General features: G+C 71.4%; 18 protein-coding genes. 4 read left to right on the top strand and 14 right to left on the bottom strand.

Features of this window, described 5'->3' with window-relative positions; genetic code table 11:
• Positions 1-58: 58 nt before the first annotated feature.
• The 6 genes from TR33_RS12635 to TR33_RS12660 all read right to left on the bottom strand — a co-directional run bounded on the left by TR33_RS12635 (position 59) and on the right by TR33_RS12660 (position 5,320).
• The gene (locus TR33_RS12635) at positions 59-1,315 is read right to left on the bottom strand and encodes a cytochrome P450 family protein (protein ID WP_017535729.1); all 1,257 of its coding nucleotides are present in this window, start codon (positions 1,313-1,315) and stop codon (positions 59-61) included.
• Positions 1,315-2,532: a cytochrome P450 gene (locus TR33_RS12640; RefSeq protein WP_014912542.1), complete on the bottom strand. Its 1,218-nt coding sequence runs from the start codon at positions 2,530-2,532 to the stop codon at positions 1,315-1,317. Before TR33_RS12640 ends, TR33_RS12635 begins: the two co-directional genes overlap by 1 nt.
• 110 nt (positions 2,533-2,642) lie before the next feature.
• Positions 2,643-3,266, bottom strand: a complete 624-nt coding sequence (locus tag TR33_RS12645) for a GTP-binding protein (protein WP_026125214.1) — start codon at positions 3,264-3,266, stop codon at positions 2,643-2,645.
• Complete coding sequence (locus tag TR33_RS12650) at positions 3,247-3,606, bottom strand: DUF742 domain-containing protein (RefSeq protein ID WP_014908978.1); 360 nt, start codon at positions 3,604-3,606, stop codon at positions 3,247-3,249. The genes TR33_RS12645 and TR33_RS12650 overlap by 20 nt, the downstream gene beginning before the upstream one ends.
• The gene (locus tag TR33_RS12655; RefSeq protein ID WP_014910217.1) at positions 3,603-4,007 is read right to left on the bottom strand and encodes a roadblock/LC7 domain-containing protein; all 405 of its coding nucleotides are present in this window, start codon (positions 4,005-4,007) and stop codon (positions 3,603-3,605) included. The genes TR33_RS12650 and TR33_RS12655 overlap by 4 nt, the downstream gene beginning before the upstream one ends.
• A complete protein-coding gene (locus TR33_RS12660) occupies positions 4,007-5,320 on the bottom strand; it encodes an ATP-binding protein (protein ID WP_014909546.1) in 1,314 nt (437 codons plus the stop codon). The genes TR33_RS12655 and TR33_RS12660 overlap by 1 nt, the downstream gene beginning before the upstream one ends.
• A 654-nt stretch (positions 5,321-5,974) precedes the next feature.
• On the opposite strand from TR33_RS12660, the gene TR33_RS12665 reads away from it, so the two are divergent.
• Entirely contained in the window at positions 5,975-6,358 is a 384-nt protein-coding gene (locus TR33_RS12665; protein ID WP_017535724.1) for an RNA polymerase-binding protein RbpA, read from the top strand.
• A 67-nt stretch (positions 6,359-6,425) separates the two neighbouring features.
• Here TR33_RS12665 and TR33_RS12670 read toward each other — a convergent pair whose 3' ends face one another.
• The 4 genes from TR33_RS12670 to TR33_RS12685 form a co-directional block, all read right to left on the bottom strand.
• Positions 6,426-7,193, bottom strand: a complete 768-nt coding sequence (locus TR33_RS12670) for an HAD-IIA family hydrolase (RefSeq protein WP_042283525.1) — start codon at positions 7,191-7,193, stop codon at positions 6,426-6,428.
• A gap of 137 nt (positions 7,194-7,330) precedes the next feature.
• Positions 7,331-8,131, bottom strand: coding sequence for an SCO1664 family protein (locus TR33_RS12675; protein ID WP_017535722.1), 801 nt, complete (start codon positions 8,129-8,131; stop codon positions 7,331-7,333).
• Positions 8,132-8,133: 2 nt separating this feature from the next.
• A complete protein-coding gene (locus TR33_RS12680) occupies positions 8,134-8,715 on the bottom strand; it encodes a DUF3090 domain-containing protein (protein WP_017535721.1) in 582 nt (193 codons plus the stop codon).
• 51 nt (positions 8,716-8,766) lie between these two features.
• A complete protein-coding gene (locus tag TR33_RS12685) occupies positions 8,767-9,519 on the bottom strand; it encodes an MSMEG_4193 family putative phosphomutase (protein WP_017535720.1) in 753 nt (250 codons plus the stop codon).
• Between the two features lie 108 nt (positions 9,520-9,627).
• On the opposite strand from TR33_RS12685, the gene TR33_RS12690 reads away from it, so the two are divergent.
• A complete protein-coding gene (locus TR33_RS12690; protein ID WP_187294502.1) occupies positions 9,628-10,581 on the top strand; it encodes an aldo/keto reductase in 954 nt (317 codons plus the stop codon).
• Between the two features lie 31 nt (positions 10,582-10,612).
• Here the strand turns inward: TR33_RS12690 and TR33_RS12695 are convergent, their stop codons facing one another.
• Complete coding sequence (locus TR33_RS12695; RefSeq protein ID WP_014911519.1) at positions 10,613-12,874, bottom strand: LLM class flavin-dependent oxidoreductase; 2,262 nt, start codon at positions 12,872-12,874, stop codon at positions 10,613-10,615.
• A 98-nt stretch (positions 12,875-12,972) separates the two neighbouring features.
• Here TR33_RS12695 and TR33_RS12700 point away from each other — a divergent pair, with 98 nt between their 5' ends.
• The gene (locus TR33_RS12700) at positions 12,973-13,503 is read left to right on the top strand and encodes a MarR family winged helix-turn-helix transcriptional regulator (RefSeq protein WP_042283269.1); all 531 of its coding nucleotides are present in this window, start codon (positions 12,973-12,975) and stop codon (positions 13,501-13,503) included.
• A 97-nt stretch (positions 13,504-13,600) separates the two neighbouring features.
• Entirely contained in the window at positions 13,601-15,361 is a 1,761-nt protein-coding gene (locus TR33_RS12705; RefSeq protein WP_017535717.1) for a helix-hairpin-helix domain-containing protein, read from the top strand.
• Positions 15,362-15,406: 45 nt separating this feature from the next.
• On the opposite strand, the gene TR33_RS12710 is transcribed toward TR33_RS12705, so the two are convergent.
• The 3 genes from TR33_RS12710 to fabG all read right to left on the bottom strand — a co-directional run bounded on the left by TR33_RS12710 (position 15,407) and on the right by fabG (position 17,775).
• Positions 15,407-16,168: an SDR family NAD(P)-dependent oxidoreductase gene (locus TR33_RS12710; protein WP_014911286.1), complete on the bottom strand. Its 762-nt coding sequence runs from the start codon at positions 16,166-16,168 to the stop codon at positions 15,407-15,409.
• 84 nt (positions 16,169-16,252) lie between these two features.
• Complete coding sequence (gene fabI, locus TR33_RS12715) at positions 16,253-17,017, bottom strand: enoyl-ACP reductase FabI (RefSeq protein WP_014910830.1); 765 nt, start codon at positions 17,015-17,017, stop codon at positions 16,253-16,255.
• Between the two features lie 53 nt (positions 17,018-17,070).
• The gene (gene fabG / locus TR33_RS12720; RefSeq protein WP_014911925.1) at positions 17,071-17,775 is read right to left on the bottom strand and encodes a beta-ketoacyl-ACP reductase; all 705 of its coding nucleotides are present in this window, start codon (positions 17,773-17,775) and stop codon (positions 17,071-17,073) included.
• Positions 17,776-17,782: the final 7 nt, after the last annotated feature.

The raw sequence follows: 17,782 nt of genomic DNA on the forward strand, positions 1-17,782 counted from the left end.
CCTGGCCGGAACGTGACGTGGGCCGCCCCGACGGGGACGGCCCATCTCACACGTTTTCTCAGGCGTCCCGGGGCCGCAGGACGACCGGGAACTCCTTGAGGCTGTTGCTGGCCAGCGCCGCGACGACCTCCAGCTCCTCGTCCGGAACGGCCAGGCGCAGGTCCGGGAAACGCTCGAAGAGCATCGGCAGGATGATCCCCGCCTCCAGCCGGGACAGCGGGGCGCCCGGGCAGATGTGCGGACCGTAGCCGAAGGTGATGTGGCGGCCTCGGGTCCGCTTCGGGTCGAAGACGTGCACGTCCTCGCCGAACTCGGCGCGGTCGCGGGTCGCCGCCCCGTAGTGCGTCATCAGGGCCTCGCCCTTCTTGATCGTCCGTCCGGCCACCTCGATGTCCTCGGTGGCGAAGCGGAACATCATGACGTTGTTGGGCGGGTCGTAGCGCAGGGTCTCCTCGACCACGTCCTCCCAGCTCACCTCGCCCCTCTTCAGCAGCTCGTGCTGTTCGGGGTGCTTGAGGAGCGCCCGGACCGCGTTGGTGAGCAGGTTGACCGTGGTCTCGTGTCCGGCCGCGACCACCGTGAGCAGGGTGACGACGATCTCCATGTCGTCGAGGCCGTCCTCGCCCTCCGATCCCGTCCTGATCAGGTCGGCGGTGAAGTCGTCGCACTCGTCCAGGGTGGCGCGCTTACGGGCCACCACCTCCGTGAAGAACTGGAACAGGGCCCCGTAGATCTCGATGTGCTCGCCGGGCTCGGTCGTGCCGGAGAAGAGCTTGGCGTACATCTCGCCGAGGTCGACGCCCTCCTTCTCCTCGATCCCGTACAGCTCGGCGATGACGCCGATCGGCACCTTGAAGGTGAACAGGGACTTCAGATCCTGGGGCTCGTGGGCCCGCTCCTCCAGGGCGTCCAGGTACAGGGCGGTCAGGCGCTCGATGCGCGGACGCAGCCGCTCCACCCGCCGGGCCGAGAAGGGCGCCGCGGTGAGGGTGCGCAGACGACGGTGGGCGTCGCCGTCCAGGGCGAGCATGTTGACCCCGTCGGTGGGGATGGTGGCCATCAGGGGCCACTCCTTGGTGACCACGCCGTTCTGGTAGTCCGCCCAGTGGTCGACGCTCTTGACCAGGCGCGGGTCGTTGAGGGTCTGCTTACTGACCTCGTGGTGGGTGGTGGCCCACGCCATGACCCCGCCGGGGAGTTCGACCCGGGTCAGCGGACCCTCCTGGTGGAGGCGTTCGCGATCGGCCTGGACGTCGTCGGGGATCGCGTGGACGAGGGGGATTCCGTCGGCGTTGTGCTGCACGGGACAGGGCATCAAAGAGCTCCTTCGGGGCTCGCGGGGGTGAAGGTGACGGGAAGACTCTGGACCCCGCGGAGCCAGGGCGAGGGGCGCCAACGGAGCTCGGAGGGGGCGACGGCGAGCTCGACGTCCGGCAACCGGTCCAGGAGGACCTCGACCGCGGTCGCCGCGATGGTCTCGGAGATCGTCCTGGCCGCGTACGGGCAACCGTGCTCGCCGTGGGAGAAGGAAAGGTGGGCGTGGTTGGCCCGCTCGTCCCGCCCTCGGGCCGAGCGCACCACGGGGTCCTGATTGGCGGCCGCGTAGCCGAGCAGGACCATGTCCCCCTCACGGATCCGCCGACCTCCCAGGTCGACGTCGTGGGCGGCGTAGCGTCCGGCCTGCATCTGGGAGGGCGAGTCCTCCCACAGGACCTCGTTGAGCGCCTCCCCCACGCTGCTGCGGGCTCCCGAGAAGGACGCGGAGAAACGGTCGTCGGTGAGCATCAGGCGCAGCGCGTTGCCGATCCACGCGCTGGTGGTCTGGTGGCCTCCGCCCAGGATGGCCAGCAGCTCGGGGACGATCTCCTCGTCGGTGTAGCCGCGCGGGTCGGCCGCCAGACGGGAGACCACGTCGGGCCCCGGCCGGGCCCTGCGCTCGGCGACCAGGCCTCCGACCGTGGTCGCCATCTCCATGTAGTACTCCATGACCCGGGGGCCGGCGTCGAAGACGGTCGTCATCACGGAGGTGAGCCGGTCGCCCCGTTCGCCGTCCAGACCGAACATCCAGCACAGGACCAGGGCCGGCAGCCGGTCGGCGTACGTGGTGATGAGCTCGGTCTCCGCCGATCCTCGAAAGGCGTCGATGAGCCGGTCGGCCAGCCGTTCGGTGACCACGCCCAGCTCGTGCGGGTCGACCCCGCCCAACGCGGCGTTGACCGCCCGGGCCCGGGCCGCGTGCTCCTCCCCCTCGGCCGAGAGCATGTTCGGCAGGGGCATGACGACCGGCATCATCGACCAGTCCGGCGGCACCCGGTCCCAGGCGTTCCATCGGCTCGGGTTCCGGGCGAAGACCGAGGGGGTGGTGAGCACATGGTGGAGCTCTCGATATCCGATGACCAGCCAGGCCGGCAGGTCTCCCTCCATGAGGACCGGGACCACGGGTCCGTGACGCTCTCTCAACCGCCGGAAGGAGACGGCGGTGTCCTCCCGGAACTCCGGGGTGTACAGCTTGACCGGTTCGTCGGTGGGCACAGGGGGTTCTTCTCCACGTCTAGGTCGATCGAAGCCCGTCGGGCTCCGGAAACGGGATCAGGGGTGTGGTCCGGAGGGACTCGTCTCCTCGGGGGGCGCGGGGCCGGAGGTCACCCGGCCCCCTTCTCGACCAGGGAACGGACGTGGTGGACGAGGGAGATGAGGACCTGTTTGGCGGAGTCCCGGTCCCGGGCGTCGCAGCGCAGCAGGGGGACGGTCGGGTCCAGGTCCAGAGCGGAGCGGACCTCCTCCAGGGAGTGGGCGGTCGCCCCGAAGTCGTTGTGCGCCACCACGAAGGGGGTGCCCTGCGCCTCCAACCGGTCGATGGCGTACCAGGAGTCCTCCAGGCGGCGGGTGTCGATCAGCACGACCGCCCCCAGGGCACCGACGAACATGCGCTCCCACAGGAACCAGAAACGTTCCTGGCCGGGAGCGCCGAAGAGATAGAGGACCGAGGTGGCGTCCAGGGTGATGCGACCGAAGTCGAAGGCGACGGTGGTGGTGTGCTTGGACTCCACACCCTGAAGGTCGTCGACCCCGGCCCCGGCCCTGGTCATCGTCTCCTCGGTGTCGAGCGGACGGATCTCGCTGACCGAGCGCACCATGGTCGTCTTGCCGACGCCGAACCCTCCGACGACGACGAGTTTCAGGGCCTGGGAGGCGGTGTCCGGAAGCGGGGACGACGGCGGGCCGACCCCGTCCACGTCCGCGGGTTCAGAGCTTGTGGAGCGCAACGAGCACCTTCTCCAACACGTCCGGCGAGGCGAGGGGGTGCGCCCACGTGGGCGCGGAGGCCGGATGACGGGCGGTCACCCGACCGGTGTCGATGAGGTCGGTGAGCAGGATGCGCACGACCGCCACCGGCAGACGCAGGTGGGCGGCGACCTCGACCACCGCCACAGGGCTCGCGCACAGCTCGAGGATGGCGGCGTGCTCGGACTGCATTCCGGGCGAGGGGGCGCTCTCGGCGACGATGAGGGTCACCGAATCCAACGCCTCGTCGGCGCCGCCGCTGCGCCCGGAGGTGATGACGTAGAGCCGGTCCGGCCCCTCGTCCCGGTGCGACCGGCTCATGCCGTCTCGGTCCCGGCACGGACCGGGGTGGTCAGGTGCTCGCCCATCTGCTCGACCAGCTCGTTCATGTTGTGACCGACCAGCCCGGGCTCGGCCTCCCCGTCGGTGATGACGGCCAGATGAGTGCCGTGTCCGGCCTCGACGATGAACAGCAGACCGCCGTAGAACTCGGCCATCGCCTGACGGACCCCGCCCCCGCCGTCGCCGAACTCGATCGAGGCGCTGTGCGCGAGGCTCTGCACCCCCGAAGCGATCGCGGAGAGGTGGTCGGCCCGGTCGACGTCCAGACTCGCGGTGTGACAGAGCTTGAGACCGTCTCGGGAGAGCACGAGCGCGTGACGGGCACCGGGGGTGCGCTCGGTGAGGCCTTCGAGGAGCCAGGTCAGCTTCTTGAGATCCATCATGTCTCCTTCAAGGGGTCGGTCGGTCCCTGGCCCCGCACCGCCTCACGGAACGCGCCGAACCCCTTGGAGGGGGTCCGGGGCGCACTCTCCGCGAGGGTGGGACGGGCGCGCTCGGCCGCGGCGAGGGTCCGTCCCCGACGGCGCCGGGGCAGCCCGTTGGGGAGGAGGGTCGTGGACCCGGCGTCTGCGGAGGGGGTGTCGGTGTCCTCGTCCGAGGACGTGTCGTCCGGCCGGGGCGTGGCCGACGGTGAGGAGGAGACGACCGGTGTGGGGCCGGTCGAGGCGGGAAGCGGTTTGATGATGCGCTGGGGCAGGAGCATCACGACGGCCGTTCCACCGCGTGAGGAGGAACGGAAGGAGATCGAGAGGCCGTAGCGTCGGGCGAGCTGTCCCACGACCGACAGGCCCAGACGGGTTCCGGAGATGGCCGCGATGTCCAGCCCGTTCTCGACCGCGCGTCGAGCGCGCCCGAGGGCCTCCTCGCCCATGACCAGTCCGCCGTCCTCGACCATGATCGCCACGCCCGCCTGGACCTCCTCCACGTGCACGTGGACCTCGGCGGTGGGCGGGGAGAACTTGGCGGCGTTGTCGAGGATCTCGGCCAGGGCGTGGATGACGCCTTCGGCCGCGAACCCGGCCACCGCCAGCCGGGAGACGCTGTGGGTCCGGACCCGCTGATAGGCGCCGATCCGGCCCATGGCGCCGCGCAGGATGCTCTCCATCGGGATCGCGCGGCTCCAGCGCCTGCCGGAGCGGGCCCCGGTGAGCACGGCGATGCTGTCGGCCACACGTCCGGTCTGCGCGGTGACGTGGTCCAGGTGCATCAGGTCGCCCAGGACGTCGGGACCGCTCTCCGCTCCGCCATGGCGTTCCTGCATCTGACGGAGGTCGGCGAGCATGGTGGTCGTCAGGGCCTGGACCCGGCCGGCCGCGGTGGCGCAGGCGGCCATCGCTGCGGAGCGCCGACGTTCGGCCAGGGCGATCTCGGCGGCGGCGGTCCGCAGCGCGCCGGCGACGCCGGGGTCCTCGGGCAGTGTGATCCTGTGCAGGGCGGTCTCCGCGGAATCTCCCTCGCGCAGCCGTCCGACCAGGCGGGGCAGGTGTTCCTCGGAGAGGGCGACCGTGTCGGAGCGCACCCTGTCGACCTGGGAGCGCAGTTCGGCGATCCGCCGATCGCGGGCCGCGAGCAGAAGTGCCGCCACGAGGGCGAGCAGAAGTGCCAGGCCGCCCGCGATGAGCACGGCGAGCGACCCTTCGGAGCGTGTCTCCCACAGCGCCCAGCCCCAGAGCGGCGCGATGAGCGCGGGCATCAGGAGCCATCGTGGTGCCGTGGACTTCGGAGACGATGCTCCACCGGGGGGTGGTGGTCCAGCAGTCATGGGGCTCCATGTCCGGCCGCGTCGTCATTCTTCGCGCACGCCGAAGGTCAGGCCTGGAGAAAACCGCGATCCACGTGCGAAGATGCGCCGAGAGCGGGGACAAAGAATACTCCGACCCGCATTTTCAGCACACAGCGAGACAACATACCACCAAACCCTCCGGCCTCTCATATCGCGCCAATGAACAATGCATTCCCCCGGGAAGGCCTCTGTACGTCCGTCACCGCAGGGCTTCCGGCGCTCGACGGGCCTTTGGGAACCACACTCGCAATACCTCGGAAAACACCGTTCCGATTCGCCGCGCGCATATCGCGAACTGCGTCGACGGGACGGATCCGGGTGAACGGGGAAACGGCGTACGACACTTCGTGCCATGCCGAGGGCGGTGAGGCGACTTTCGATGGTCGCCCCCTAAGGTGGTTCAGGTCACCGGTGCCGTGGAGCCCGCTCTCTCCGGCTCCCACGGCACACGCGGGGCACCCGCCCACTTCGGGGTGGTTCGACCTCAGGTGAGCGGGGAATCTTGACGTGGACCGACGCGTTACACCCCGCGAGACCGCACGAGCGCCTGGAGGCACCCACACGATGGCCGAGCGAGCACTTCGCGGCACCCGGCTCGGGGCGACGAGCTACGAGAACGACCGCAACACCGACCTGGCTCCCCGCCAGGAGGTCACATACGACTGCACCCGGGGTCACCGCTTCTCGGTCACCTTCGCGACCGAGGCCGAGATCCCCGCCGAATGGGAATGCCGTTTCTGCGGCGACCGCGCGCTGCGGCGCGACGGCGGTGGTGAGGAACCCAAGAACACCAAGCCGGTACGGACCCACTGGGACATGCTGCTCGAACGCCGGAGCATGGAGGACCTGGAAGAGGTCCTCGCCGAACGGCTGGAACTGCTCCGAGCCCGACGCCGCGAGGAGGCGGCGAAGGTCGAGGAGATCGCCAAGCAGCGGCAGAGCGCCTGAGACGACGGAACGGGGGCGATGGACGTGGAGTCCACCGCCCCCGCCGTCGTGTCCGGGGTCCCCCTGGTCAGCCCTCGGCCGTCTGGAAGGGGTCCTGCGTGTGCCCCACCAGCTCCTCGACCGACCCGATCACCCGGGTGGGCCGGTAGGGGAAGTGGTCGGCGGTGTCCCGGTCCGAGATGCCCGAGAGCACGAGGACGGTCTGCAACCCGGCCTCCAGCCCGCTGAGCACGTCGGTGTCCATCCGGTCGCCGACCATCAGGGTGTTCTCCGAGTGCGCGCCGATCCGACGCAGCGCCGAGCGCATCATCAACGGGTTGGGCTTGCCCACGAAGTAGGGACGTCGACCGGTCGCCTTCTCGATCAGCGCCGCCACGGCACCGGTCGCGGGCAGCGGCCCCTCGGCGCTGGGGCCGGTCTCGTCGGGGTTGGTCGCGATGAAGCGGGCCCCGCCGCGCACGAGCCGGATGGCCCGGGTGATGGCCTCGAAGCTGTAGGTACGGGTCTCCCCCAGCACCACGTAGTCCGGGTCGCGCTCGGTCATCACGTAGCCGACGTTGTGCAGCGCGGTGGTCAGGCCCGACTCTCCCACCACGTAGGCGGAACCGCCGGGACGCTGGGTCTGAAGGAACTGGGCGGTGGCCAGCGCGGAGGTCCAGATGGACTCCTCCGGGATGTCCAGCCCCGTGTTGAGCAGTCGAGCACGCAGGTCACGCGGGGTGTAGATGGAGTTGTTCGTCAACACCATGAACGGGGTCCCCTGCTCGCGCAGCTCCGCGATGAGCGTGTCCGCGCCGGGGATCAGGTGCTCCTCGCGTACGAGCACGCCGTCCATGTCGAAAAGGTAGTTCCACTCGTTGCTCACGACACCATTGTGCCGGGCGGGGTGAGGGCGACGCCATTCCTACCCCCCGGTAGTCGCAGGTCGGGTGTTAGACACTGCTCACACCCGGTCCATCCGCCCGTTCCGGGTCAGACCGGCGGCCACGGTACCGAGGGCCAATCCGGCGAGGGGTAGGGGTGGACACGATGGTGGAGCAACAGTTCCACCCTGGCCCGCACGGCGTAGGCCTCGGGGCCGGTCAGATGGCGCGCCAGCTCGACGGACAAGGGGTCCTCCGCGTCCTCCAGCCGAGCCCGCAGCCGGGTGAGCGCCTCCAGCGCCTCCTCGGTCAGAGGCTCGCCCCGCCACTGCCACAGGACCGTGCGCAACTTGTACTCCTCGGCGAAGGACACTCCGTGGTCGCACCCGTACAGATGACCACCGGGGGTGGGCAACAGGTGCCCGATCTTGCGATCGGAGTTGTTGATCACCGTGTCCAGCACCGCCATACGGCGCAGCCCCACGTGCCCGGTCTCCCTGGACAGGGCGATCAGGTCGACGGTGGTGTCGCCGTGCACCCAGAGCTGGACCATGCCCTCGCCGTAGGGGCCGTCCCGGTGGACGGTGGGCGGGACCACCGACCATCCCAGCGCCTCGGAGACGGCGTAGGCCGATACCTCACGGCCGGCCAGCGTGCCGTCGGGAAAGTCCCACAGCGGCCGTTCCCCCGCCACCGGTTTGTAGACGCAGGCGGCCGAACGGACGCCGTCGGAGATCGTGCAGTAGAGCGTGGCGTTGGACGCGGAGGTCAACCGCCCCTCCACCGTGAGCTCGCCCTCGCGCAACAGGGACACGGCCTCGGCGGGGTCGATCCCGTCGAAGTCGGCCGGGGAGGGGCCCGATCCCGGCGCCTCGGCGGGCCGGGATCCGGTGGTGTCGTCGGTGTCCAAGGTCAGACGAGGCGGTCCGGACGGTAACCGTTCTGGCGGACGCAGATGTGCCCCTCCGGGTCCAACGGACGCCCGCACAGCGGGCAGTCGGGACGCCCGGCCGAGACGACCTTCAGCGCGCGGACGGCGAAGGCGTGCGCCTCGCCGGGGGTGAGGTAGACCCGCAGGACGTCACGGTGGGGCGGGGCCTCCTCCGCGAAGACCTCCAACTCGTCCTCGTCGTCCTCGACCAACTCCTCGCCGGCGGTCTCGTCGATCTCCTGGGCCTCGATGATGACGCGCGCGGCCTCGGCGTCCCAGGCCAGGGCGAGCGTTCCGACCCGGAAGTCCTGCTCGATCGGCTGTTCCAGAGGGCCGTCGTCCTCGGGCGCGGTCTCATCGCCGGGCGGGGTGCCGAACCGGCGGTTCACCTCTTCCAGAAGCTCCTCGATACGGGTGGCCAAGGCCTCCACCTGGGCCTTCTCCAACACGACGCTGGTGATGCGACCCTCCCCCACTGCCTGGAGGAAGAAGGTGCGGTCCCCGGGCCGACCGACGGTCCCCGCGATGAACCGTTCCGGCGGATTGAACTGAAAGACGGGCATGACTGAACCTTACGGGATGACGGTGGCGGGGTGCGATTCTCCGGTGACCGGTCAGGCCGGTTCCTCGGCCCCTCCGGCCCCGCCTCCGACCGGGGCGTCGCCCCCGGCCTCCCTCGCCGTGGGCAGGACGCCGGCCAGCGGCCGCCCGGTCTCGTTGAGCCCGTTGAGGAAGGGTCGGGTCCGGGTGTAGGTGATGGAGGTGACCGAGCAGGGGTCCACCCGGATGCGCTGGAAGAGGTCCAGGTGGACGCCGAGGGCGTCGGCGACGATCGCCTTGATCACGTCCCCGTGTCCGCACACCACGTAGACGGGAGGGGAGCCCGCGGTCCCCTCGGCCTCGGCGAGGAGGCGCCCGTTCCAGTCCCGGACCGCCTCCGTGGCCCGGGCCGAGACCGCGGCGAGGGACTCGCCGCCCGGGAAGCGCACGGCGCTGGGGTGATCCTGGACCACCCGCCACAGGGGCTCCTCCGCCAGCTCCGTGAGGGAACGGCCGGTCCAGGAGCCGTAGTCGCACTCCACGAAGCGTTCGTCCGTGGTGATGGGAACGCCGATCCGCTCCGATAGGGCCTCGGCGGTCTCCTGGCAGCGTTCGAGGGGGCTGGAGACCAGGGCCGCGGGCGTCAGGCCGGCCAGCCGGCCGGCCAGGTCGACGGCCTGGGCCCGGCCGGTGTCGTTGAGGTGCAGCCCCGGGGCCCGGCCCGCCAGCCGGGGACCGGTGGCGTCGGTCATGCCGTGCCTCACGAGCAGGAGGGTGACCGCCTCGGGGACGGTCGGGGTGTCCTTGGTCTCAGCCGCTGTCGCCATGCCCCCACTCTAGGCCGCGTGCGGGCAGCGGTCCCGGCACGGACCGCCCCGGGCCTCTCCACGCCGTCCCCCTCACCCGACTTCGGCGGACACGGTACTCTCCGCCGCATGGAACAGCGACAGGTGGGCAGATCAGGTCTCTGGGTGTCTCGTACCGCTCTCGGCACGATGACCTGGGGAAAGGACACCTCCGAGGAGGAGGCCGGGCAGCAGCTCACCGCGTTCGCGGACGCGGGAGGCACTCTCGTGGACACGGCGGACATCTACACGGGCGGACAGAGCGAACGGATCCTGGGCCGGCTGCTGCGCGGGGCCGTACGGCGCGAGGACATGGTGGTGGCCACCAAGAGCGGTCACACCCCCGAGGGCTACCGCCCGGTGGACGCCTCCCGGCGCCACCTGATGGCGTCCCTGGAGGCCTCGCTGCGCCGTTTGCAAACCGACTACGTGGACCTGTGGCAGTTGCACGTGTTCGACCCCCGCACCCCTCCGGAGGAGACCCTGGAGGTCATGGAGGCGGCGGTGACCTCCGGCAAGGCCCGCTACGTGGGCACCGGGAGCCTGGAGGCCTGGCAGTTCGCGACCCTGTCGACCTGGCAGAGGGCACGGCCCGGCCGGGTGCCGCTGGTGAGCGCCGGGACCGAGTACTCCCTGCTCAACCGGTCGGCGGAGCGCGCCCTGCGCCCCGCCGTGGCGGCCGGAGACGCCCACGTCATCGCGTGGTCTCCGCTGGGCCGGGGCGTGCTCAGCGCCAAGTACCGCAACGGGGTGCCCGCGGACTCGCGCGCCGCCTTTCCGCACATGGCCCCCTATGTGGAGCCCTACCTGGACGACCGCAGCCGACGGGTGGTGGAGTCGGTGTGCACCGCCGCCGACGGTCTCGGGGTGTCCCCGACCGCGGTGGCGTTGAGCTGGGCCCGGGACCAGGAGGGCGTGGCCGCCGCCGTGGTGGGGCCGCGTACCCTCCCCCAACTGGAGGAGATCCTCTCGGTGGAGAGTGTGGAGCTGCCACCCGAGATCAGAGACGCCTTGGACGACGCGACGGCCGGCCCGGGGCGCTGACCCGCGCCCGGGACCGGCCCGGTCGGTCCGCTCAGGCGGGCGGGATCGGGAAGTTCTGGTCGAAGACCTGGTCCGGGTCGTGAACGGCCTTGAGGGCGCGCAGCCGACTCAGGGTGGGTTCGGGGAAGGCCTGGGCCAATACCTCGGGCCCGGTGCGGGTGTCGAAGCTCAGGTACATCCCCTGGAGCCGCGGTTCCAGGGCCGACCAGTGACGGTCCAGGCGCCCGGCGCGGGCCCCCAGCGCCGCCACCGAGAAACGGGCCGAACGGTGGGCGTAGGCGGTGGCCTCGGGAGCCATGTCGTCGACGGCACCGCCGACCTGCCGGAACTGGGTGAAGTAGGAGTCGCCCGAGGTGATCATGGCGGCGACGATCTCGGCGATCTCCGGGGTGGTCTCCCCGATCAGCCCCGAGCGCGAGACCGGGGTCCCGTGCCCTTCGTGGGGACCCTGGTGCGGGACCAGGAGGGCCGCGTAGGGCGCCACCTGGGCGCGCTGGTCCAGGACCGGCCCCGCCTTGAGGAAGGGTTCGAGCGCGGCGACGGCCGCGTCGGTGTCCTCACCCGCGTAGACCACCATCGCCTGGGCGACGGGCCCCTGACCGCCGCGGCCCGCGCCCAGGGTGAGGAAGGCCGTGACCTCGCGCGGGGCGGCGTCGGCGATCTCCCCCCAGGCGCGGAGGAAGGAGGCGGTGGCCGAGGCGTCGTAGACGAACCTGCCGAGGACGACGTTCCCCACCGGCGCGGCCTCGATCTCCACGGCGGTGACCACGCCGAGGTTGGCCCCGGCGCCGCGCGTCCCCCAGAACAGCTCCGGGTCGTGGTCCTGGTCCACGCGCAGGAGACGACCGTCGGCGGTGACGAGTTCGACGGCGGTGAGGCGGTCGATGGTGAGCCCGTGGGCGCGGGACATGTAGCCGATGCCGCCGGTGGTGGCGATACCGCCCACGCCCACGCCCCCGTGGTCGCCTGAGCTGATCGCCCACCCTCGGTCGCCGAGGGTCCTGGCCACGTCGCCCCAGCGGGCCCCGGTTCCCAGACGGACCCGTCCGGTGTCCGGGTCCAGGAGCCGGATCCCGTTCATCCGGCCGAGGTCGATCACGATGCCGCCGTCGTTGGTGGAGGCCCCACTGATGCCATGACCTCCGGAGCGCACGTTGAGGGGGACCCGCTGTTCCCGCGCGTAGGCGAGCGCCTCCGCCACCTGCTCGGGGTCGGTGGGACGCAGGACCAGTCCGGGCCGGCCCCGTTGCATGTAGCCGTGGCGCACTCCGGTGTAGCCGCCGTCGCCGGGCTCCACGGCGAGATCGCGCAGGGCGGCAGGGACCCCGTCGTAGTCGATGCCCGGGCGGCGGGCGGCCAGGGCGGCGACGGGCCGGGCGGGGCCGGTGGGGGTCCCCTTCACGGCGCGTTCGCCTTCGACGGCCTCCCTGAGCGCGGGCGCCACCTCCCGACCGAAGAGGTCGATGGCGCGGGGGTCGTCGCCGCCGAGGACGAAGGTGGCCACCCCTTGTTCCAGGACCAGTGGCAGGAGTTGTTCGACCCACTGTTCGGGCGGCCCCTGGAGGAAACCCCGGGATACGGACGAGAAGGAGGTTCCCGTCAGGTTGAGCAGGCGTCTGACCTGGCGCGGATCACGCCCGGCGGCCTCGGCCGACTCGTCGATGATCCTGTTGCCCTCGGGCAGGTCGGCGAGGTCCAGGTAGCCGAGGCTGGGCAGCCAGCCGTCGGCCTTGGCCCCCACGAGCCCGAGCATCCGGGGTTTGTAGGCGCCCAGCCAGATACCGATGTCGTGGTGGGGCCGGGGGCCGCGCGGGGTGCCGGGGACGGGGTAGTGCGGCCCCGAGGAACGGACCTCGCCGCCGGAGTCGACGTCCCAGACGGCGCGGATGAGGTCGATGGCCTCCGAGAGCGCGTCGACCGATTCCCCCGCGGTGCGTCGGGCCCCGCCCATGCCCTGAACGGCCTCCCGGAAGCCTCCGGCGCCGAGACCGAGTTCGACCCGGCCTCGGGAGAGCAGGTCGAGACCGGCGGCGGCACGGGCCAGGACCGTGGGGTGACGCAGGGGGAGGTTGAGGACGTTACCGGCGACGCGAAGACGTTCGGTGCGCGAGGCCACCCAACCGAGCAGGGTCCAGGTGTCGAGGAGTTCCGGGTTATAGGGGTGATCCTGGAAGGTGGCCAGGTCCAGACCCGCCGCCTCGGTGCGCTCGGCGAGCCCGACGACGTGTTCGGGGTCTCGGGAGGTCGGTGTCAGGAAGGTGCCGAACTCCAGGTGATGTCCGTAGTCGGTCATGGGCGCTCCTCGGCACGGTCCGGCAAAATCATTGAAATCACAAACGATAGTTCCTACAACCTATCTGACGCGCGAATCGCCCTTGATACGGTGAGCAGATGAACCCCACCACCCCGGACAGGGCCCCTGAACACAACCTGGGGTGGTCCCTGGCCGTTCTGCTCCGCCGCTGGCACGAGCACGTCGAACAGGCCCTCACCGACCTTCCGCACGGCAGCCGCGGCTACCACGTGCTCTCCATCGCGGCCGAGGGCGAGGCGCCCACCCAGGCCTGCCTGGCCGACCGTCTGCTCATCGACCGCAGCGTCATGACCTACCTGCTCGACGACCTCGAGGCCGCCGATCTGGTCCGACGTCGGGTCGACCCCAAGGACCGACGGGCACGCCGCGTCTGCCCCACCGACCACGGCCGGGCGGTCCTGGCCCGGGCCGAGAAGGTCGTCGAACACGTGGAGGAACGGCTCCTCGGTGGGCTGGCCCCCGAACACCGCGCCCTGTTCCGGGCCTCGGCGAGCACGGCCGCCGTCTCCGTGCGGCGGCACTCCCCCGACACCGACCCCTGCGAGGCGGTCCTCCAGGTGACCGGTCCGGGCGATAAGGAGCCCGCCCCCTCCGATCGCGCCGGCTGAACGGCTCCGACCCGCCCTCCGATCGACCCCGAGCCGGACCGTCGCCGCGAGTCGGTAGGCTCCTTGACGTCCACGAACGACACGACGAGGGGAACCGGTGTCCGAGGCCGTCGAGAAGGTCAGTGCCGTCCTTGACCGCATGGGCGCCCCGCGCGCCCTGGCGGCGCGGCTGGTGTCCGTACTGGGTCCACAGCCCGCCGCAGAGCTGGACGCCGACCCCTGGCTCCTGCTCCGCCTGCCGGGGGTGACCCTGGAACAGGCCGACTTCTGCGCCCGCCACCACCTGGGCGACCAGGCCAGACCGGACGATCCCCGTCGTCTGGCCGCGCTGGTCCGGCACACCCTGCGCACCGCGGCGGGGCGCGGCCACACCGCGGTCGAGGAGAAGCGGCTCGCCACGGTGATCGGGCGGCTGGGCGTCCCCTCCCCCATGGCCGCCCTGGAGGCGGCCCTGTCGAGCGAGCAGGCGGTGCTGTTCGAGAGCACCGACGAACCGGACGACGACTTCGACTTCGAGGAGGGCGGGATCCCCGAGCCGCCCGACCCCGAACGTTTCTACGCGCTCGCCGAGATCGGTGAGCGCGAACAGCGTCTGGGCGTCCGCCTGGCCCGGCTCATCGGCGCCAACGATCCGGTCATGGACTCGTTGACCGCGACCGAGACCGTCGACGCCGCCCGGGAGCGGGGCGGCTTCCCCCTGTCCGAACAGACCCGTGAGGCCCTGGTGACGGTGGCTCTGCGCCCGGTCACCGTGCTACGACACGGCCCCGGTGACCGCGCCGAGATCGCCCGCGCCCTGCTCGGGATCTCCGCCATCGCGAAGGAGAGCGGTGTGGGCCTGGCGGTGGTCGCCCCCACGGCGCAGACCGCCGCCGCGGCCGAGGCCGACCTGGCCTCCGTGGTCGACGCGAAGGGCGAGCCGGACGAGGAGGGGGCGGAGGGCGCGCCCGGCGTGGAGTCGCTGCCCGCCCTCCTGGCCCGGGCCCCGATCGAGGCGGGCATCGTGGTGCTGTACGAGTCGATGGCGGTGGGCACCTCCCGCATGGCCGAGCTGGTCTCGACCTGCTCCGAGGGCGCGCACCTGGTGCTGTTGGCCGACCCCGACCAGGCCCCTTCGGCCACCCCGGGGCGGGTGGCGATGGACGTCGCCGTCTCCCGTACCGCCCACGTGGCGCTCCTGGCCGACGACGCCGAACCGGGGCCCCTGGCGGTCCTGGCCGGGGCCGTGGCCGCAGGCGACCTGCCCGAGGTCGAGGCCCCCGGGCGCGAGGTGGTCCGAGTGCCGGCCTCCTCCGCGGAGGAGGCGGCCCACCGGGTGACCCAGCTGGTCACCGACTCCATCCCCCGGGCCCTGGGTGTGGCCTCCGAGGGGATTCAGGTGGTGACCGCCCGGGAGGACGGCCCGGCGGGCGCACGCGCGCTCAACGCCGCCTGCAAGGAACTGCTGAACCCGGGGCCGGGCGCGCACGGCGGGTTCGACGTGGGAGACCGGATCCTGGTGACCGCCGAGGGGCCGGGATACGGCCCCGGGGACACCGGATACCTGCGCGAGGTGTCGGAGGGCGCCGTGGTGGAGCTGGCCGGCGGTTCCCGGGTGAAGGTGACGGACCCGTCCGTGTTGCGGCACGGGTGGGCGATCACCGTGGCGGCCGCCCATGGTGGCCTGTGGCCCGCCGTGGTCGCGGTCTTCCCGCCCGAGGTTCCGATCTCGCGTCCTCAGGTGTACACCTGCCTGACCCGCGCCACCCGGCACGTGTCGGTGGTGGACGCCACCGACGGGGCGTTGGCGACCGGGGTGCGCGAGACGCTCGCGCCCGAGCGCACCACCCGCCTGGTCCAGATCCTCCGCGAAGGCTGACCCGCCCGACGAACGGACCCCGAGGGTCCATACGTCGGACGGGGGTCAGACCTGGTCGAGGAAGCCGCCGTCCACGACCAGGTTCTGGCCGGTGACGAAGGACGCGGCGGGCGAGGCCAGGAAGACCACCGAGCGCGCGACCTCCTCGGGTCGGCCCAGCCGACCGTAGGGGATGCGTTCGCGCACGCTCTCGTAGAAGTCCGGGTCGCTCTCCTTGCGGCGCTCCCAGCCTCCACCGGGGAACTCGATGGGCCCCGGGGAGACGGTGTTGACGCGCAGGCCCTCCGGCGCCCACTCCCGGGCCAGCGAGGCGGCGTGGTGGTTGAGCGCCGCCTTGACCGCGCCGTAGGAACGGGCCCCCGCGGGTCGGGTCACGTGCAACGCGGAGGTGGTGGAGACCAGCACCACCGAGCCGCCCGTACCGGAGCGGCGCAGGTGCGGTTCGGCAGCCTGGGCCAGTCGGACGAACGGCATGAGGTCGGCGGCGAACCCGCGCTCCCACTGGTCGGGGGTGGGCGCGCTGCCACCGGAGACGTTGGAGACCAGCACGTCCAGTCCGCCGAGCGCGACGACCGCGTCCTCGACGAAGGCCGGAAGGGCATCGTGGTCGGTGACGTCCAGGTCACGGGTGAAGACCGTGGACCCGGTCGCCCCGAGTTCCTCGGCCGCCCGGGCCAGAGGTCCCGGCGTACGCGCGCACAGGGCCAGGTCGGCGCCCTCCTCCGCGAACGCCTGGGCGATGGCGCGGCCGATCCCCCTGCTGGCCCCGGTCACCATGACCTTGGCGCCCGCCAGTCCCAGATCCATACGTCCCCCTCGTTTCGGTACTCGCAGGGCCCGATGGTATCCGGAAGGGGGCGGGCGACGCCGAAGGACGCCGCCCGTCCCGTGTCAGGCTCCGGTGGAGTGGAAGCCGCCGTCGACGTGGACGATCTCGCCGGTGGTGGCCGGGAACCAGTCCGAGAGGAGGGCGACGGCCGCCTTCGCCGCGGGCTCGGGGTCCTTGACGTCCCAGCCCAGCGGGGCCCGCTCGGGCCAGTGCTCGGCCAGGGTCTCGAAGCCGGGGATGCTGCGCGCGGCCATGGTGCTCAGCGGGCCCGCCGACACCAGGTTGACCCGCACGTTCCTGTCGCCGACGTAACGGGCGAGGTAGCGGGCGGTGGAGGTCAGCGCGGACTTGGCCACGCCCATCCAGTCGTAGATGGGGTAGGAGACGCTGTTGTCGAAGTCGAGGGCGACCACCGAGCCGCCCTTGTCCATGAGCGGCAGCAGCGCGGTGGTGAGCGACTTCAGCGAGAAGGTGGAGGTGTGCATCGCCTTGGCGACGTCGTCCCACTCCGTGTTGAGGAAGTTGCCGCCCAGGGCCTCCTGGGGCGTGAACCCGATGGAGTGGACGATGCCGTCCAGACCGTCGACGTGCTCGCGGACCCGATCGGCCAGGGAGGCGAGGTGCTCGTCGTCGGTGACGTCCAGTTCGAGGACGGGGGGCTCCTCGGGCAGGCGCTTGGCGATGCGCTTGACCAGACCGAGCCGACCGTAGCCGGTCAGCACGACCGTGGCGCCCTGTTCCTGGGCCAAGCGGGCGATGTGGAAGGCGATGGAGGAGTCGGTGAGCACCCCGGTGACGAGGATGCGTTTGCCTTCGAGGATTCCCATGTCGGGTCCGTTCTGTCTGTCTCGGTTGCCGGTGCGGTCGGTGGGGCGGGCGGTCAGTGACCCATGCCCATGCCGCCGTCGACCGGGATGACGGCACCGGTGATGTAGTCCGCGCCGGGGCCGGTGAGGAAGGAGACCGTCCTGGCGATGTCGTCGGTGCCGCCGAAACGACCGAGGGGGATGTTCTTCTTGATCTCGGTCTGACGGTCCTCGTCCAGGGCCGCGGTCATGTCGGTCGCGATGAAGCCGGGGGAGACGATGTTCACGGTGATGTTGCGCGAACCGAGCTCACGGGCCAGGGAGCGACCGAAGCCGACGAGGCCGGCCTTGGAGGCGGCGTAGTTGGCCTGGCCGCCGGAGCCGAGCAGGCCCACGACCGAGGAGATCAGGACGATACGGCCGAAGCGCTTGCGCATCATGCCGCGCACGGCGCGCTTGGCCACACGGAAGGATCCGGTGAGGTTGGTGTCGAGCACCGAGGAGAAGTCGTCCTCGCTCATCAGGGCCAGGAGCTGGTCCTTGGTGACACCGGCGTTGGCGACCAGGACCTCGACCGGTCCGTGCGTCTCCTCGACCTCCTTGAAGGCCGCGTCCACCTGGGCGGAGTCGGTGATGTCGCAGCGAACACCGAGCAGACCCTCCGGGGGCTCGCCGGAGCGGTAGGTCACCGCGACCTTGTCGCCGTTCGCCGCCAGTTCACGGGCGATGGCCAGGCCGATTCCGCGGTTGCCGCCGGTGACCAGTACCGAACGCGACATAGGGGCT

It is taken from the genome of Nocardiopsis alba (genome assembly GCF_000710955.1).
GTDB classification, from domain to species: Bacteria; Actinomycetota; Actinomycetes; order Streptosporangiales; family Streptosporangiaceae; genus Nocardiopsis; species Nocardiopsis alba.

Coding starts and splice junctions, on each gene's coding strand:
- TR33_RS12685 (WP_017535720.1), bottom strand. CDS start 9,519: ATGGCGACAGCGGCTGAGACCAAGGACACCCCGACCGTCCCCGAGGCG.
- TR33_RS12690 (WP_187294502.1), top strand. CDS start 9,628: ATGGAACAGCGACAGGTGGGCAGATCAGGTCTCTGGGTGTCTCGTACC.
- TR33_RS12655 (WP_014910217.1), bottom strand. CDS start 4,007: ATGGATCTCAAGAAGCTGACCTGGCTCCTCGAAGGCCTCACCGAGCGC.
- TR33_RS12670 (WP_042283525.1), bottom strand. CDS start 7,193: ATGGACGGCGTGCTCGTACGCGAGGAGCACCTGATCCCCGGCGCGGAC.
- TR33_RS12695 (WP_014911519.1), bottom strand. CDS start 12,874: ATGACCGACTACGGACATCACCTGGAGTTCGGCACCTTCCTGACACCG.
- fabG (WP_014911925.1), bottom strand. CDS start 17,775: ATGTCGCGTTCGGTACTGGTCACCGGCGGCAACCGCGGAATCGGCCTG.
- TR33_RS12680 (WP_017535721.1), bottom strand. CDS start 8,715: ATGCCCGTCTTTCAGTTCAATCCGCCGGAACGGTTCATCGCGGGGACC.
- TR33_RS12710 (WP_014911286.1), bottom strand. CDS start 16,168: ATGGATCTGGGACTGGCGGGCGCCAAGGTCATGGTGACCGGGGCCAGC.
- TR33_RS12700 (WP_042283269.1), top strand. CDS start 12,973: ATGAACCCCACCACCCCGGACAGGGCCCCTGAACACAACCTGGGGTGG.
- TR33_RS12665 (WP_017535724.1), top strand. CDS start 5,975: ATGGCCGAGCGAGCACTTCGCGGCACCCGGCTCGGGGCGACGAGCTAC.
- fabI (WP_014910830.1), bottom strand. CDS start 17,017: ATGGGAATCCTCGAAGGCAAACGCATCCTCGTCACCGGGGTGCTCACC.
- TR33_RS12650 (WP_014908978.1), bottom strand. CDS start 3,606: ATGAGCCGGTCGCACCGGGACGAGGGGCCGGACCGGCTCTACGTCATC.
- TR33_RS12660 (WP_014909546.1), bottom strand. CDS start 5,320: ATGCCCGCGCTCATCGCGCCGCTCTGGGGCTGGGCGCTGTGGGAGACA.
- TR33_RS12635 (WP_017535729.1), bottom strand. CDS start 1,315: ATGCCCTGTCCCGTGCAGCACAACGCCGACGGAATCCCCCTCGTCCAC.